This is a genomic window from Pseudomonas sp. M47T1, assembly GCF_000263855.1.
In the GTDB taxonomy this organism is placed as follows: Bacteria; Pseudomonadota; Gammaproteobacteria; order Pseudomonadales; family Pseudomonadaceae; genus Aquipseudomonas.
This window is the reverse complement of sequence record NZ_AJWX01000011.1, coordinates 64107-80170: the sequence shown is the minus strand read 5'-3', so window position 1 is coordinate 80170 and position 16064 is coordinate 64107. Positions and strand designations below refer to the sequence as shown.

The following is a 16064-nucleotide window of genomic DNA, read 5'->3' as shown; positions in this document are numbered from 1 at the left end:
TTGTATTGAAGAACGTGCGACTGGGCCAAGGGCCCAGGCGGCAAGGCGGGAACGCAAGAGACCTTAGCGGTTATGGTCTTCTTTTTCGGGGGCAGGGCTGCCGGCCTGAATGCGTTTGTAGATCTCTTCGCGGTGTACCTGTACTTCTTTAGGCGCGTCGATGCCGATGCGAACCTGCATCCCTTTGACGCCCAGGATGGTAATTTTGATGTCGTCGTTGATGACGATCGTCTCGCCTACTTTACGGGTGAGTATCAGCATGTGCTGCTCCTTGCTGGGTCAGTGAGTCCACTTTTGACTTTCGGGTCGGGATTGAGACGCACGAGACCGGATTAAATTCCCCGAACTTGCCTTGATCCGGTCTTTTCAGAATAGGAAACAATTAAGTATCAGGATGTGATGCTTGCCATTATGGCTGTTTCCGCGCATTTGCGCCTGCCTGAATGAAAAACTTCATTGCAGATGAACAAAAAGGTTAACTGGCTTGCGGCCCTGTCAGCCTCGTGCTGCGGCGGATGCGAAGACAGGGACTTTGTAGCAGCAACTGTCTTCATGTGGGAGCGGGCCTTGCCCGCGAAGAGGACGCCGAGGTGGTTCAGATACTTCGCGGTGGGGGGTGTCGGGACAAATAGCGGTGCCGGTAGCAGCTGCCGCAGGCTGCGCCTGGCGATGCGGTGTGTCAGGCGTCACGCGGCATCCCTGACGCGGCTTGCGCCGCTGCTACAAAGATCATGCGTCCTGTGCCAAGGCGTTCACGGCTGCCAGTGGGTGCGCTGGCCGCCGAGCTTGCGGTCCAGGAAGCTGGCCGCGCTGATCAGCGCCAGGTGCGACAGCGCCTGGGGCGTGTTGCCCAAGTGGCAGCCCTGGCGGTCGAACTCTTCGGCGTACAGGCCCAGGGGGTTGGCGTAGCGCAGCAGTTGCTCGAACTCCAGGTGTGCCTGGTCCACCCGCCCGGCGCGGGCCAGGCATTCCACGTACCAGAAGCTGCACGCGGTAAAAGCGCCTTCCTGACCCTGCAGGCCGTCGCCGCTGCGGTAGCGGTAGACCATGCCGTCGCGCACCAGCTCGCGCTCGATCACCGCCAGCGTCGACAGCCAGCGCGGGTCACTGGCACCCACGAACCGCACCAGCGGCATCAGCAGCAGCGCGCCGTCCACCTCGCGGCTGCCCAGGTGCTGCACGAAGTGCTCGCCCTCGGCGTCCCAGAAATTGTCCCAGATGTCATCGTGGATGGCCTGGCGCACCTGGTCCCAACGGGCGAAGGGGGCGGGCAGCGAGCGTTTGTTGGCCAGCCGCAGTGCCCGGTCCAGCGCCACCCAGCACATCAGCCGCGAGTGCAGGAAGTGCTGTTTGTTGTCGCGCATCTCCCAGATGCCGACGTCTTTTTCATGCCAGCGCTCGCACACCTTGTCCACCAGGGTCTGCACGTTGCGCCAGCCCTCATGGGAAATGGCTTCGCCGTACTTGTTGGCCAGGTACACCGCATCCAGCAGCTCGCCGTAGATATCCAGTTGCGTTTGGGTGTAGGCGTCGTTACCAATGCGTACCGGTGTTGCCCCACCGTGGCCGGCCAGGTGCGGCAGTTCGCTCTCGGGCAACTGCTGGCGGCCGTCCAGGGCGTACATCAGGCGCAGGTCCACGCGCTCCTGGCAGCAGTCGCTGACGCGTTCACGCACCCAGCGCACGTAGGCGTTGGCTTCGTCGCTGAAGCCCAGGCGCATGAAGGCATACACCGTGAACGAGGCATCGCGGATCCAGGTGTAGCGATAATCCCAGTTACGCCCACCGCCGGCCTCCTCGGGCAAACCGAAGGTGGCGGCGGCAATGATGCCGCCATGCTTGCGTGAGGTCAGCAGCTTCATCGCCAGGGCCGAGCGGTGGACCATTTCCCGCCAGCGGCCACGGTAGCTCGATTGCGCCAGCCAATCGCGCCAGTATTTCAGCGTATGTTCGAAGCAACGCAGGCCCTGGCCGGCCTTCACCAGCGGATCGTCGTCGGCGCCCAGGATGAACTCGGCGCACTCGCCTTCATTCAGCTCGAACTCGGCCAGAGCCCAGCCATCGTCGCTGGCGTGCAACGGCCGGCATGCGGCCAGGCGCAGGCTGGGTTGGCCATGGGCTTCAAAGCGCACGCTGCCACCGTCGAGCACGGCACAGGTGTCGGCACGGCTGTAATCGTGCCGTACGCGGCAGCGCATGCGCACCTGGGCGCTGCCATTGACCGCCCGGACGCGCCGCACCAGGCGGGGCAGGTCGTCGACGCTGTCGCCGATGGGCATCAGGTCGGTGACCTCGATCACCGACTCTGTGTCGATCCAGCGGGTTTGCAGGATGTTGCTGTCGGGCAGGTAGATCTGTTGTCGGCGGGCGTCGGGCAGCACCGGCGCCAGTTCGAACACACCGGCCTCGGGCGTGTCCAGCAATGCGGTGAAAATCGACGGGCTGTCGAAGTCGGGCCAGCAGAAGAAGTCGACACTGCCGGTGTCGGCGATCAGTGCCGCGCTGCGCATGTCGCCGATTATGCCGTGGGCCTGGATAGGGTGCTGCGAGGAAGGCTCAGCCATTGTCTTTGAATCCTGGGTAAAGGCTCATGCCGCCATCGATGAACAGGGTGGTGCCGTGCACGTAGTCGGCGGCGTCCGACGCCAACCACACCACGGCGTTGGCAACGTCTTCGACCTCGCCCAGGCGCCCGTAGGGAATAAGCTCCAGCAACCGTGAAGCCTTGTCGCCGGTGGTGGTGTCCTGGTTGATGGAGGTGCGCACGGCGCCCGGGGCAATGGCGTTGACGCGAATGCGCTGGCAACCCACCTCCTGGGCAATGCTGCGCATCAGCAGGTCGACGGCGCCCTTGGAGGCGGCGTAGTTGGCATGGCCGGCCCAGGGGATAAGCTGGTGCACCGAGCTCATGTGGATGATCTTGCCCAGCGCTTTCGATACCCAGGGGCGCGGGCCTTGCCGGTTGAATTGGCGCAGGGCGGCGCGGGCGCTGAGGAACTGGCCGGTGAGGTTCACCTCCAGCACCTGGTTCCAGTCGGCCAGGGTCATGTCCACGGTGGCGGCGTCACGCTGCAGGCCGGAATTGGCCAGCAGGATGTCCAGCGCGCCGAAGGTATCCACCGTGCGCGCGAACAGCGCCTCGACGTCGTCTTCCTTCGATACGTCGCCGTGCACGGCGATGGCCTTGCCGCCGTCCTGGCGAATGCGTTCGGCCAATGCTTCGGCGGGTTCGGCGTGACGGTTGTAATTGATCACCACCGACGCGCCGGCGTTGGCCAAGGCCAACGCGGCCCCGGCCCCCAGGCCAGAGCTGGCGCCGGTGACCAGCGCCACCTGGTGTTCCAGGGATATGTGCATGAAGCTCTCCAACCAGTGTGCGTGCACAGTCGACTGGGGCAACGTGGAAAGAGTTCAGGCGGATGCGTGTGCCCACCCCCCCCCCGGAGCTGCCGCCAGGCTGCGCAGGTCCGCACTGCGGGCCCGCGATCGGCATGACACCGCCGAAGGTGCTGCGGACCTTTTCGCAGCCTGGCGGCAGCTCTACGGGGGCGGCTCAGGCCAGCACGGCCCGGAGGTAGGGCGCCGTGCGGCTGGCTTTGGCCTTGGCGACTTTCTCCGGCCGTCCGCACGCCACCACCTTGCCGCCCTTGTCGCCGGCGCCCGGGCCCATGTCGATCACCCAGTCGCTTTGCGCCACCACGCGCATGTCGTGTTCCACCACGATCACCGTGTTGCCGGCGTCCACCAGGCCGTTGAGCTGTGCCAGCAAGCGATCCACGTCACAGGGGTGCAGGCCGGTGGTGGGCTCGTCCAGCACGTACAGGGTGGCGCCGCGCTGGCCACGTTGCAGCTCGGTGGCCAACTTGATGCGCTGGGCCTCGCCGCCGGACAATTCGGTGGCCGGCTGGCCCAAGCGCAAGTAGCCAAGGCCGATGTCGCGTAGCACCGTCAGGGCTCGCTGAATGGCGGGTTGACCGGTAAATACGTCACAGGCCTGGTCCACCGTCAGTTGCAACACCTGGGCAATGTTCAACCCCAGGCATTGCACCTCCAGTGTCTGCGGGCTGTAGCGGGCGCCATGGCAGGTGGGGCAGGGGGCGTACACGCTGGGCATGAACAGCAATTCAATGCTGACAAAGCCTTCGCCTTCGCAGTGTGGGCAACGGCCCTTGGCCACGTTGAAGGAAAACTGCCCGGCGTCAAAGCCCCGCTCGCGCGCCTGGGGCGTGGCGGCGAACAGCTTGCGCACCTGGTCGAACAGGCCGGTATAGGTGGCCAGGTTGGAGCGCGGGGTGCGGCCAATGGGTTTCTGGTCCACCTGCACCAGGCGCTGGATAGCCGCCATGCCGCTGACAATGTGCCCCGACTCGGTGACCGGCGCGGCATCTTCCAGCGGGTTCTCGGATATATCTTCGTCAATGCCCAATGGATGCCCCAGCGCCGCCGCCACCAGTTCCAGCAGGGCTTGGCTCACCAGGCTGGATTTGCCCGAGCCGGACACGCCGGTTACCGCGGTAAAGGCATGCAGGGGAAAGTCCACCGCCAGTTGCCTGAGGTTATTGCGGGTCACGTCCACCAGCTTCAGCCACTCTTTGGCCTGGCGCCGTGGGTGGGGCAGCGGCACGGCGTCGCCGTACAGGTGCAGGCGCGTCTGCGACGCTTCAATGTCGGCCAGGCCGTGGGGCGGTCCGCTGAACAGCACGGTGCCGCCGTGCTCGCCGGCGGCGGGGCCCACGTCCACGAGCCAGTCGGCGCGGCGCATGGTTTCCAGGTCATGCTCCACCACGAACAGTGAATTGCCGGCAGCCTTCAAGCGCTGCAAGGCCTCGAACAGTGCCTCGCCGTCAGCCGGGTGCAGGCCGGCCGACGGCTCGTCCAGCACGTAGATCACCCCGAACAGTTGCGAGTTGAGCTGGGTGGCCAGGCGCAAGCGTTGCAGCTCGCCCGAGGACAACGTCGGCGTGCTGCGTTCCAAGGCCAGGTAGCCCAGGCCCAGGTCGGTCAGGGTGTGCAGACGTTGCAGCAGGTCATGAGCCAGGCGCTGGGCAGCCAGCTGTTTTTCCACCGAGAGCTCAGCACCACCGCCCTGTTCCGCCAGGGGCTTGAGCACCTCGACCAGGCGCGCCAGGGGCATCTGCGATAGCTCGCCGATGTCCAGGCCGGCAAACGTTACCCGCAATGCCTCCTGTTTCAGGCGCTTGCCCTGGCACAGCGGGCACAGGGTGCCGCGCATGAATTGGCCCGCGCGCTTTTTCATCAGCGCGCTCTGCGAGTGGCTGAAGGTGTGCAGCACGTAGCGTCGTGCGCCGGTGAAGGTGCCCTGGTAGCTGGGCTCAAGCTTGCGCTTGAGCGCCTGGCGGGTATCGGCCGGGCTAAGGCCTGCGTACACCGGCACGGTGGGTTGTTCGTCGGTGTAGAGAATCCAATCGCGCTGTTCCCGGGGCAGGTCGCGCCAGGGGATGTCCACGTCATAACCCAGCGTCACCAGAATGTCGCGCAGGTTCTGCCCCTGCCAGGCCATGGGCCAAGCCGCCACGGCGCGTTCGCGAATGGTCAGCGAATCGTCGGGCACCATGGTTTGCTCGTTGACCTCGTACACCCGGCCCAGGCCATGGCATTGCGGGCACGCGCCCTGGGGCGTGTTGGGCGAGAAGTCCTCGGCATACAGAATGCCCATGCCCGACGGATAGCTACCGGCCCGCGAATACAGCATGCGCACCAGGCTGCCCAGGGTAGTCACGCTGCCCACCGAAGAGCGGGTGCTGGGTGTACCGCGTTGCTGTTGCAGGGCCACCGCCGGGGGCAGGCCGTCGATGGCATCCACATCCGGCACGCCCACCTGGTCGATGAGCCGGCGCGCGTAGGGGGCCACCGACTCGAAGTAGCGTCGCTGCGCTTCGGCGTACAACGTGCCGAAGGCCAGCGACGACTTGCCCGACCCCGATACGCCGGTGAACACCACCAGCGCGTCACGGGGAATGTCGACATCGACGTTCTTGAGGTTGTGTTCCCGGGCTCCGCGCACGCGCACGTAGCCAGACTGACCGATCGGTTTCATGGAAGACAGCACCTGCAATGGTGATCACGTCTTATAACCGACCCCGGGGCGCCGGCAAAGTGCGCCCGGACCTGGTTCAGATCTGCGCGTCGAACACGATGGTCACGTCGCCGCTGTACTGCCGGCCATTGTGGTTGAGCATGGCGGGGATATGCGCAGGGTCTACCCAGTAATGCATGCGTGCAGGTCGCCCGGCCGCCACGGCAATGCTTCGAAAGTCCAGTGCTTGATGCTCACCCACGGGCAGTGGCAGTTTCTCCACAGGGGCGCCCTGGTAGCGAATGCTGCCCGGCAAGGTCACCGCCACCCCGAAGGGTACCTGGTGACCACTGTGCGGTTCGCGCATGGAGCATTGGTTGCCCATGGGCTCGCTGCATTTGAGGTACATCTTGAGCGGTGCCGAGGCCCAGATCTGAAACGGGTGATCACGCCGCAGGCTGGTGGGTAGGCTGGCGTGGTTGAGCCACTGGCCCCAGCCGCCGTCAGGCTCCAGCACCGCTCGGTCGGAGTGGGTCGCAAAGTCCACGCGCAGTTCATGTTTAACGGTGAGCTCAAAGTCCAGGGTAATGGCGCTTTGGTTGTAGCTGCCGATGCCCAGGTCAATCTGGCTGCCGTGCCCGGTGGTGTACACCAGGCTGCCTCGGTAAAGGCCATTGCCCAGCGTGAAAGGGTCTGGGGTCTTGAGCTCGTAGCCAATGGATATCTCATCGGTGTAGGTGAGGTAAGGTCCCCAGTCATCGCTCTTGGGAGGGTGGGTGCAGGTGACGAAGCCGGTCGGCACGCTCCAGGCAAACGCATAATAGTCGGCGTTGGCAGCACCGGGGCGTCCCTGGCAGCCACCTGCCGCGTTGCCGTAACCGACCAGGTTGGCCACCTGCGAAATGCCGCCCGGTGTGCCGCCTGGGCGCATCTGGGCGCGTACGTAGCGCCGCGCCAGCAGGCTGAGGCGAAACTGCAGTGGGGTGGTCTGGCCGTCGGCGTCATTGGTGACCATCAGGGTTTTCCAGTCACCGTCCACCCGTTGGTAGTTATGCGACTCGATGGGGCCAGGTACCTGTACGTCCCGGCGGATATTGAGATAAGGCACGGTAATGGTGAAGTCGCCGGGTCTACAGTAGCTGCCGTTGCCGTGGCAGTAACCCGACAACGGCGTGGTATTGACGAATCCTGTGGTGGTAGCGCCGGTAACCCGGGGGATGAATTCGGCAGTGATGGTCATCGCCATTACCGAGGCGCTGAGCGGGCCAAGTGCTGCGCCCAGTAAAAATGACAGCCGCTTGATCATGCGTGAAGCCCTTCTTGCAGTCAGGAAAGGCGCCATGCTGGCGATCGAACGGACAGGCGCCTATCGGACATTTCCCATGTGCATCACATTTGTGCGTCGAACACGATGGTCACGTCGCCGCTGTATTGCCTGCCTGTGTTGCGCATCATGGCGGCCACGTGCGGGGCCTCCACCGAGTAATGCAGGCGGCCCTGGCGGGCAGCAGTGATGGCCACACTTTCAAAGCGAAATGCCTGGCCTTCGCCCACGGGCAGGGGCAGCGCCTGTACGGCAGTGCCATTGTGGACAAGGGTGCCCGGCAGGCTCACCGCCACCACGATGGGCACCTGATGATTGCTGTGCGGTTCGCGGATGCTGCATTGGTTGCCCATTGGCTCATCGCAGCGCAGGTACATTTTCAGGGGGGCCGAGGCCCAGATCTGGAACGGGTGCACCCGGCTCAGCCGCGTGGGCGCGCTGCCGCCGTGCAGCCATTGCACCCAGCCGCCGTCCGGTTCAAGCATGACGCGGTCGGAGTTGGCCGCAAAATCCACCCGCAACTCATGCTGTACCTTGAGTTCAAAATTGAAGGTGACGTGCGAATCGTTATAGGTGCCGGTGCCCAGGTCGATTTGCTGGCCTTGGCCCACGGTATAGGTAACGCTGCCTCGGTAAATGCCGTTGGGCAGGGCGAAGGGGTTGGGGGTTTCCAGCTCATAGCCTACCGACACCTGGTTGACCGTACCGGTGTAAGGGCCCAAAGGATCGAGGGTTGGGCCTCTGGCGCAGGTCACCATGCCAAGCGGTACCCCCCAGGCAAAGCTGTATTGGGTACTGTGTCCGGCGCCTACTCGACCTCGGCAGCCACCCTGGGAGGACCCGCTGATGCCAGAAGCGTTAGCAATACGGCCAATGCCGCCGCCCACGCCGCCTGGGGCTAGGGTACCAAGCTGGTAGCGGCGGGCCAGCAGGTTCAGGCGAAACCGCAACGGCACCGATTGCAGGTTGATGTCGCCATCCACGTGCACTGTTTTCCAGTCTCCATCCACGCGTTGGTAGTTATGACCTTCGATAGGCCCCGGGTTCACCCATTCACGCTGGATGGTCAGCGCGAACATGACGGTGAAGTCCCCAGGGCGGCAATGACTGTTGTTGCCGTGGCAATAACCTGACAGGGGCGTGGTGTTGACGAATTTAGTGTTGTTGGGCGCACTGGCGCTGGGCACGAATTCGGCGGTGATCGCCAGTTCACTGGCTCCGACAGGCGCGAAGGCCATGCCCAGCAACGGGCAGAGTGCGATGAATCGCGCCATTTTCACGGTACAGAACCCCTTTACGCGACTGACTGACCGCGTAAATCATGGGTACTTTACCTGGGGCTGTATGTAGGGCATTTCCCAAATTCGTCAGATTTCTGCATCGAACACAATGGTCACCTCGCCACTGTATTGCCGCCCGCTGTTGCGCAGCATCGCCGCCACGTAAGGCTGCTCAACCGAATAATGCAGTCGCGCCTGGCGCCCGGCAGCGATGGCCACGTTCTGGAACTGCAACGCCTGGGCCTGGCCCAGGGGCAACGGCAGGCCTTGCACCACGGCGCCGTCATGGCGAATCTCGCCGGGCAGGGTCACGGCTACCACGATGGGTACCTGGTGGCCGCTGATCGGTTCACGCATGCTGCATTGGCCGCCCAGCGGCTGGTCGCACTTGAGGTACATCTTCATGGGCGCCGAGGCCCAGATCTGGAACGGGTGCACCCGGCGCAGGCGTGACGGCGGCTGGCCGCCATGCAGCCACTGCTGCCAGCCGCCCTCAGGCTCCAGCACGGCGTGTTCGGACCCTGCCGGGAAGTCCACCCGCAGCTCATGCTGTACCTTGAGTTCGAAATTGAAGTTCACCACCGATTCGTTGTAGTCGCCGGTGCCCAGGTCTATTTGCCGGCCGTTGCCCAAGCTGTAGGTCAACGTGCCGCGGTAGGTGCCGTTGCCCAGGGCGAAGGGGTTGGGCGCCTGCAGTTCATAGCCCACCGATACTTCATCTATGTTGCCTGCATAGGGGCCCAGCGCCTGGTCGGTGCCGGGGCGGGTACAGGTGGTCATGCCCTGGGGAATGCTCCAGGCAAAGGAATACAGGTTGCTATTGCCTGCCCCGACCCGGCCCTGGCAGCCGCCGCTGCTGGCGCCCAAAACGCCCGACTGGTTCGCCACGTAACCGATGCTGCCGACCGTGCCGCCGGGCGCCAGGGTGCCCAAGTTGTAGCGCCGCGCCAGCAGGTTAAGGCGAAACTGCAGGGCAACCGACGGGCCGCCGTTATCGCCGCTGACGTACACGGTTTTCCAGTCGCCATCGGCGCGCTGATAGTTCTGCCCCTCGATGGGCCCGGGGTTGAGCCATTGCCGCTCAATGGTCAGCGGGAACATGAGGGTGAAGTCGCCTGGCCGGCAATTGCTGCTGTGGCCATGGCAGTAGCCCGACAGAGGCGTGGTGTTGACGAAGCTGACGTTGTTCGGCGAGCTGGCGCGGGGGATGAACTCTGCGGTGATGGTCAAGTCGCTGGCCAGCGTCGAGACGCTGGCCAGACCCAGCAGGCAGGGGAGCAGCAGGTGGCTCTTGTGCATGGATTTCCCTTCCGGAATGCTCTCAAGAAGGGATCATCTTTGTAGGTATTTACGGTTATTAATGTAGGACGTTTCCCAAATGTTGGTTTGAGTAACGTCCTTGGCGCCTGATCAGATGGAGAAATTGAAGGCCACCGAAATACGCGGTCGCTCGCCGTCGTAACGGCGCACTGAGTGCAGCAGCCACGAGGGGAACATCAGCAGGGTGCCGCTCTTGGGCGTCTGCGCGCTGACCGACCCGGCGCCCAGGCAGCCCTCGATACGCATGCGCAGCGCCGGGTTGAGCAGCATCGGGGTAATGCCGCGCGGGTCCACGAACTCCAGTTCGCCGCCCACCGCAGGGTCATCCGCGCGGCCGCCGTCATCCACCCAGTACACACCCGACCAGAACGAACCCGGGTGGCCGTGCAGCGCATTGGCGTGGCCACGACGGTTGATGTTGGCCCAGGCGCTGTGGTTCCAGGTCAGGTGTGCCTCGATCAGGCCGTGTTCCGGCGAGCTGACGGCCGACAGCTGGTTGGCCATTTCCTGGGCAAACGCCAGCAGTTGCGCACCCGGCTCGCCAGCCCAGTCGGTGAAGCCATCATCGGACTGCCAGCCCCCCAGGTTACTGTGCTGGGTGCCCGGGTGCGACTCGCTGCGCGCCAGGATCACGGCCTTGAGGCGCTCGTTGAGGTTTTCGTGATCGGGGTGTTCCAGCGCGGCGATGGGCGTGGGGAACAGCCGGGTGATCTTGATCTGCTCAGGGTCGACCTGCGACGCAAAGGTGGGCTGGGTCATGACGGGCTCGCGAGTTGGACAAGGGGCAATTATCGCCCAGCGTGCCGAACGACACCAGCGCCCTCGGGCCGCCACAAAGGTCAGGCATCGGCCTGGGCCTGCAACAGCCGCTGCAAGAAAGTCGCCAGCGCCACTTCCTCCAGTCGCAACCCCTTGCGTTTGCGCGGCTTGGGCAGTTTGGCCAGTTCCCCCAGCACGTAGCGTTCCAGCACCGCGGGGTGAATGTAGCAGCGCCGGCACACCGCCGGGGTGTTGCCCAGGGTGCGGGCCACCGCCTTGACCATCTCGACGATCTGGCGCTTGGCCTCCGGCTCGGGTTGCCAGTGCAGCTCGCGCAGCATGGCCAGCGCCAGTGCGCTGCCGGCCCAGGTGCGGTAGTCCTTGGCGGTGAAGTCGGCGCCGGTCATTTCCTGCAGATAGGTATTGACGTCGGAAGAACTGACGGCGTGACGTTCGCCATGCTCGTCCACGTACTGGAACAGGTGCTGGCCCGGCAGCTCCAGGCAGCGCTTGACGATGCGTGCCAGGCGCTTGTCCTTGACCGACACCTGGTGGTCCACGCCGCTCTTGCCGCGAAAGTGAAATTGGATGGCGCTGCCTTTCACTGCCACATGGCGGTTGCGCAAGGTGGTCAGGCCGTAGGAACGGTTGTCGCGTGCGTACTGGGTGTTGCCCACCCGAATCAGTGTGGTGTCGAGCAGCGAAATCACCGTGGCCATGATCTTGTTGCGGTCCATGCCCGGCAATGCCAGGTGGCGTTCCAGCTGTTGGCGCAGCTTGGGCAGGGCCTTGCCGAAGTCCAGCATGCGCGCGTACTTGTCCTCATCGCGCAGTTCGCGCCAGCGCGCGTGGTAGCGGTATTGCTTGCGCCCGCGGGCATCGCGGCCGGTGGCCTGCAGGTGGCCGCGCGGGTCGCTGCAAATCCATACATCGGTATAGGCCGGGGGTACCGCCAGCCCGTTGATGCGCTTGATCACCTGTGGCGCGTCGATGCGCACGCCCTTGGCATCGAAATAGATGAAGTGGTCCCCCTGGCGTTGCCGGCGAATGCCCGGCTGGCTGTCGTCAACGTAATGCAGGTCGGGTGGCAATACCGGTACGTCGCTGGGCTCGAGCATGACGGTCAGTTTCCGAAAGGGGCATGAACCATGGACCTCCCCAGGCGCCACAGGTGCCGTTGTGTGGCGAGGGTTAAAAGTGAGGCTTCGGAAATTTCCGAGTTTCGTTCGGAAATGTCCGGCTTTTCCTGCAAGCACAGTCGCCGATACTGCGCCCCGTTGACCGCCAGGGCGCAGGTGCCCGATGCGGTGGTCGGCGGGGCAGGGCGTGGGTGCGCTGCTTCTTTTGATGCTTTTTTACGGAGATTGACCATGAAAAAACTGTTTCTTGCGCTGCCCCTGGCCCTGCTTTTCGCGGGTAACGCAATGGCCGTCGACCCTATCGAGAAGCAAGTGACGGTCACGGCGCAGATCCCCACTGATAACTTCTTCGTCGAACCGGTCGGTGGCAACTGGATGAACGACCCGCAGGAAATGGCCTGGAACTCGTTTCAGGAAACCCTGCAACCCATCAGCAAGCAGTTGCAGGTGAAAAGCACCACCGGCGCCATTTCCGCCTACCTGTTGACGCCCGCCGTCATGACCAGTGGCGCCAACAACATTGCCCTGAATGTGTCAGTGGCTGGCAAGAGCCTGACCACCACGGCGGCTGAAGTCGTCAGTGCTTCCCAGGCAGCACCTGGCGCCACCGTGGGCTTCCAGGTAGCCGCTGTCGGTAACGGAGCAACCTTCGTGCCGGGCAATTACCAGGGCGTGGTCAACATGATGTTCGAAACCGTTACCCCAACCGGGCCTTGATCGCAGGTCGTTTCCTGTGCCTTTTCCCGCGCGCGTTTCCCCGGCGCGCGCGGGGAACGGTTTGTCTGTGAATCGTAGATGGCGTCTGTCATGTCCCTTGCCTTTTCCATTCGCTTCGCGCTGGTGTGCGGTGCGGCGTCGTTGTGGTTTGCCCAGGCGCAGGCACAAACCCCGTCCACCACCACGCTGGGTGTGCTCAGCCAGGCCGAAAACCTGCCGGGCGATTTCAGTGAGCATTTTTTCGACGTGCCGCTGGCCGTGCGCGTCGATCTCGACGGACGCTTTCTTGGCGAAGCCATGATTGTGTTGTCGCGCAATGAAACGGTGCAGTTGCTGGAGTTCACCCAGGTGGAAGAAAGCCATGAGCCCGACGCCGCACGCCAGCGCTGGCGTGACCTGCTGGTGGAAGGGCGGCCGTTGGGCAACTGCCTGAAGGATTGCGAGGCTGGGCTGGTGGCGTTGCACTACAGCCTGACCAACTCGCAACTGTCCATATTGACCCGGGCCGTGGAGCAGGACCCTGCCCAGGCGCGGTACTACTCGCTGCCCGAGCAAGGCAGCCAGGGCATGATTGTGCGCAACCAGCTCAACCTGGCCCGCGACGGCGAGCAGACCAGCGGCCGTTATGCCTTGCAAGGGCAAACCAGCCTGGGCAACTGGACCGGGCTGGCCAACGCCCAGGCCGACCGCAGTAACGAAATTGGCGCCCAAAGCCGCCACCGCATCGACCAGCTTTACGGCGAGCGGGTCAGCCAGGCGCATTTTTTTCGCCTGGGCTATTTCACCCCCAGCTCCCAAGGGTTGACCCGTCAACCGCGCTTCATGGGCTCAAGCCCCGATTCCACCGTGGGCGTGATGTTCGGCAGCAGCGACAGCCTGGCGATCAACACGGGTGCGGCCAGCAGCACCCCCATCTACGTCACCCCCAACCGGCCTGGTATCGTCGAAATCTACCGCAATGGCCAGTTGATCAACAGCCAGCCGGTGCAGGCGGGCCTGCAAACCCTGGACACACGGGTGCTGCCCGGCGGTATTTACGAGGTGGAAGTGCGCCTGGTGGAAGACGGCCAGGTGACCTCGCGCACCGAGGAGTTCATCTACAAGCCCAGCAACTGGAGCAACCCCGACCAGCGTTGGCGCTACAACCTGTTTGCCGGGCAACAGCGCGACCTGCTCAGCAACTGGGAGAATGACAATGACAGCGGCGGCCTGAGTGCCGGTGTGCTGACCAATTACCTGCTGCACCCGCGCGCGGTGGTGGGCCTGTCGGCCCAGCGTGTCGACGACCAGATGCAATACGGTACCTCGCTGGACTGGGACCCCCACGACCGGTTCAAACTGTTCGGCAACCTGTTCCATACCCAGAACCAGGGCAATGGCTTCGACCTGCAAGGCATCCTCAACTACCCGCGTGGCAGCCTGGTAGTCAGCCATACCCGGTCCTGGACCGAGCCGCCGCGGCCGGACCGTCGCGAAGACACGCGGCGCAACGGCACCTGGCGCGGCGGCCAAACCCAGCAAAGTTCGCTGTCGCTGAGCCATCGGGTTACACGTCAAAGCACGGCCAGCGGGCGAGTGTCCCACAGCAGTGGCGCCATCACGGGGGTGGCGCTGGACGTGGGCTGGGCGTACCACGGCACCCTGAAAGGGTCGGACACCACTTGGCGCCTGTCGGTGTTCGACCGGCCCGCCACCTACAGTTCCGGCAACCAGCGTAATCGTGGCGCCACGCTGAGCATGAGCCTGGCGCTGGGCAAGCCGGGCCAGCGACTTTCGGCCAGCCTGGGCACGCAAACCGCGCGTAACGGCGGTCGCGACCAGACGGCCTCGGTCACCTGGCAGCAAGACTTGCAGCACCACACCTTGCGCAGTGTGTCCGGCACCCTGTCGGCCGACCGCTACGGCGCAGGCTTCGGGGCCAACACGCAATTCCAGAACAGCCACCTGTTCGGCGACGCCTACGTGCAGAACTCTTCCTATAACGGTGAGATGGCTGGCGGCGTCAACCTGGAAAGCACCCTGGCACTGGGGGGCGGGCACATGGCCCTGAGCGGTGAGTATGGTGCGTATGACGCCGGGCTTATCGTGGATGTGGAATCGGATGTGGAGCAACTGAACCTGCGTGCCGACGATGTGTCGGGCGCCAGTGCGTCGCTGCGCCCCGGTCGCAACGTGATACCGGTACAGGCCTATCGCTCGGGCAGCGTGCAGCTGGATTTCAGTGGCCGCGACGCCCATGCGGCGGTCATCCAGCCGCCCAGTCTCAGCTATCACCTGAACAAGGGCGGCGTGCAGTACCGGCAGGTACGGGTCATGCGCACGCTCACCGTGCTGGGGCGCCTGCTGGATGTGCGCGGCCAACCGCTCAAGGGCGCGCTGGTGATCAACCACGCCAGCCGTAGCGTCACCGAGGCCGACGGCTTCTTCGCGGTGGAAATGAGCGAGTCCACGCCCACCCTCGAAGTGCGCCACCAAGGGGCCCGCCTGTGTTTCCTGCGCCTGGACGCCAAGCATGCGCGGCGTGAAAACGAAGTGCTGCTGGTGGGCGATCAACGTTGCTCGGCAAACACCCTGGCGGCGGCCGAGGGGGGCGACGGCGAAGGTGCTTGAGCCATAACTCGGAATTTTCGGCATGAGGATTGGGAAACGGCCTACATCCTCCGTCGAATCGTTTCCCAATAATGAATGTCCGTGCTGGCCAATGGGCAGTGCCGACCCTTCACTGCAAGGTAGATCATCATGATGCGTTTTTTCGTTGCTCTCGCGTGTGTGTTGCCTGGGCTTGTGCAGGCCGCTCCGCAACTCAACATCGGCGGTTTGTACGACTACCTCGAAGGCAACCGCAGTACCCAGCTCAAACGGGTGCGCAACGGCGGCGACAGCACCGCGTTCGTCAAGGTCAGCGTGGCCGAACTCGTCTACCAGCCCGACGGCACGGCGCGCGAGGTGCCCATGGACGGTCTGCCTGCCGACCAGCGAGCGCTGGTGGCCAGCCCGGCGCGGCTGATCGTGCCGGCCAAGGGCATGCAGGCGGTGCGCCTGCTGTACCGCGGCAGCCGTGAACGCGAGCGCTACTTTCGCCTGCGCTTCATCCCGGTGCTGCCCCAGGCCAACGACGATTTTGCCCTCAGCGAACAGGAAAGCGAGCAGTACAAGGATTCGCTCAAGGCCGGCGTGAACATTCTGGCTGGCTACGGCTCGCTGTTGTTCGTGCGCCCCGAGCACACCCGGTTTGACACCCAGGTACTGCAGGAATCAGGACGCCTCGTGGTGCCCAACCAGGGCAACAGTACCGTGGTGCTGGACCATTTCAACGACTGCGACGCCAGTGGCGAGCAGTGCGAGGTGGCCACCAAGCATCACCTGCTGCCCGGTTCGCGCCGCGCGTTCGATACGCGTCCTGGCCGCCAGTACCGGTTCGAATTGATCGAGGGCGAGCAATCGCGCCAGGTCGAGTTCAAGGGTTGAGCGCCCCCTCTACCGCTCAC

At 64.2% G+C, this 16064-nt stretch carries 12 protein-coding genes; 3 read left to right on the top strand and 9 right to left on the bottom strand.

Going from position 1 to position 16064, the window contains the following annotated elements; translation table 11 throughout:
- Positions 1-63: 63 nt before the first annotated feature.
- The 9 genes from csrA to PMM47T1_RS13485 all read right to left on the bottom strand — a co-directional run bounded on the left by csrA (position 64) and on the right by PMM47T1_RS13485 (position 11838).
- Positions 64-261 carry a carbon storage regulator CsrA gene (gene csrA, locus PMM47T1_RS13525; RefSeq protein ID WP_008369675.1) on the bottom strand — a complete coding sequence of 66 codons (198 nt, stop codon included), beginning with the start codon at positions 259-261 and terminating at the stop codon, positions 64-66.
- Between the two features lie 491 nt (positions 262-752).
- Positions 753-2564, bottom strand: a complete 1812-nt coding sequence (locus tag PMM47T1_RS13520) for a glycoside hydrolase family 15 protein (RefSeq protein WP_008369673.1) — start codon at positions 2562-2564, stop codon at positions 753-755.
- Complete coding sequence (locus tag PMM47T1_RS13515; RefSeq protein WP_008369671.1) at positions 2557-3357, bottom strand: glucose 1-dehydrogenase; 801 nt, start codon at positions 3355-3357, stop codon at positions 2557-2559. The genes PMM47T1_RS13520 and PMM47T1_RS13515 overlap by 8 nt, the downstream gene beginning before the upstream one ends.
- A 196-nt stretch (positions 3358-3553) precedes the next feature.
- Positions 3554-6058 carry an excinuclease ABC subunit UvrA gene (gene uvrA, locus PMM47T1_RS13510; RefSeq protein WP_008369669.1) on the bottom strand — a complete coding sequence of 835 codons (2505 nt, stop codon included), beginning with the start codon at positions 6056-6058 and terminating at the stop codon, positions 3554-3556.
- 76 nt (positions 6059-6134) lie between these two features.
- Positions 6135-7343 carry a hypothetical protein gene (locus PMM47T1_RS28655; protein WP_008369667.1) on the bottom strand — a complete coding sequence of 403 codons (1209 nt, stop codon included), beginning with the start codon at positions 7341-7343 and terminating at the stop codon, positions 6135-6137.
- A gap of 83 nt (positions 7344-7426) precedes the next feature.
- Positions 7427-8635, bottom strand: coding sequence for a hypothetical protein (locus PMM47T1_RS28650; protein ID WP_008369666.1), 1209 nt, complete (start codon positions 8633-8635; stop codon positions 7427-7429).
- 93 nt (positions 8636-8728) lie between these two features.
- Entirely contained in the window at positions 8729-9940 is a 1212-nt protein-coding gene (locus tag PMM47T1_RS28645) for a hypothetical protein (protein ID WP_008369664.1), read from the bottom strand.
- 111 nt (positions 9941-10051) lie between these two features.
- A complete protein-coding gene (locus PMM47T1_RS13490) occupies positions 10052-10720 on the bottom strand; it encodes a TIGR02466 family protein (protein ID WP_008369662.1) in 669 nt (222 codons plus the stop codon).
- An 80-nt stretch (positions 10721-10800) separates the two neighbouring features.
- Positions 10801-11838 carry a DNA topoisomerase IB gene (locus tag PMM47T1_RS13485; RefSeq protein WP_008369660.1) on the bottom strand — a complete coding sequence of 346 codons (1038 nt, stop codon included), beginning with the start codon at positions 11836-11838 and terminating at the stop codon, positions 10801-10803.
- A gap of 252 nt (positions 11839-12090) precedes the next feature.
- Between PMM47T1_RS13485 and PMM47T1_RS13480 the strand changes: the two genes are divergently transcribed.
- From PMM47T1_RS13480 to PMM47T1_RS13470, 3 genes are all read left to right on the top strand, one after another.
- The gene (locus PMM47T1_RS13480) at positions 12091-12576 is read left to right on the top strand and encodes a CS1 type fimbrial major subunit (protein WP_008369658.1); all 486 of its coding nucleotides are present in this window, start codon (positions 12091-12093) and stop codon (positions 12574-12576) included.
- Positions 12577-12666: 90 nt separating this feature from the next.
- On the top strand, positions 12667-15186 hold the full coding sequence (locus PMM47T1_RS13475) for a TcfC E-set like domain-containing protein (protein ID WP_008369656.1): 2520 nt from the start codon (positions 12667-12669) through the stop codon (positions 15184-15186).
- Between the two features lie 129 nt (positions 15187-15315).
- Positions 15316-16044: a hypothetical protein gene (locus PMM47T1_RS13470; RefSeq protein ID WP_008369653.1), complete on the top strand. Its 729-nt coding sequence runs from the start codon at positions 15316-15318 to the stop codon at positions 16042-16044.
- The last annotated feature ends 20 nt before the right edge of the window (positions 16045-16064 follow it).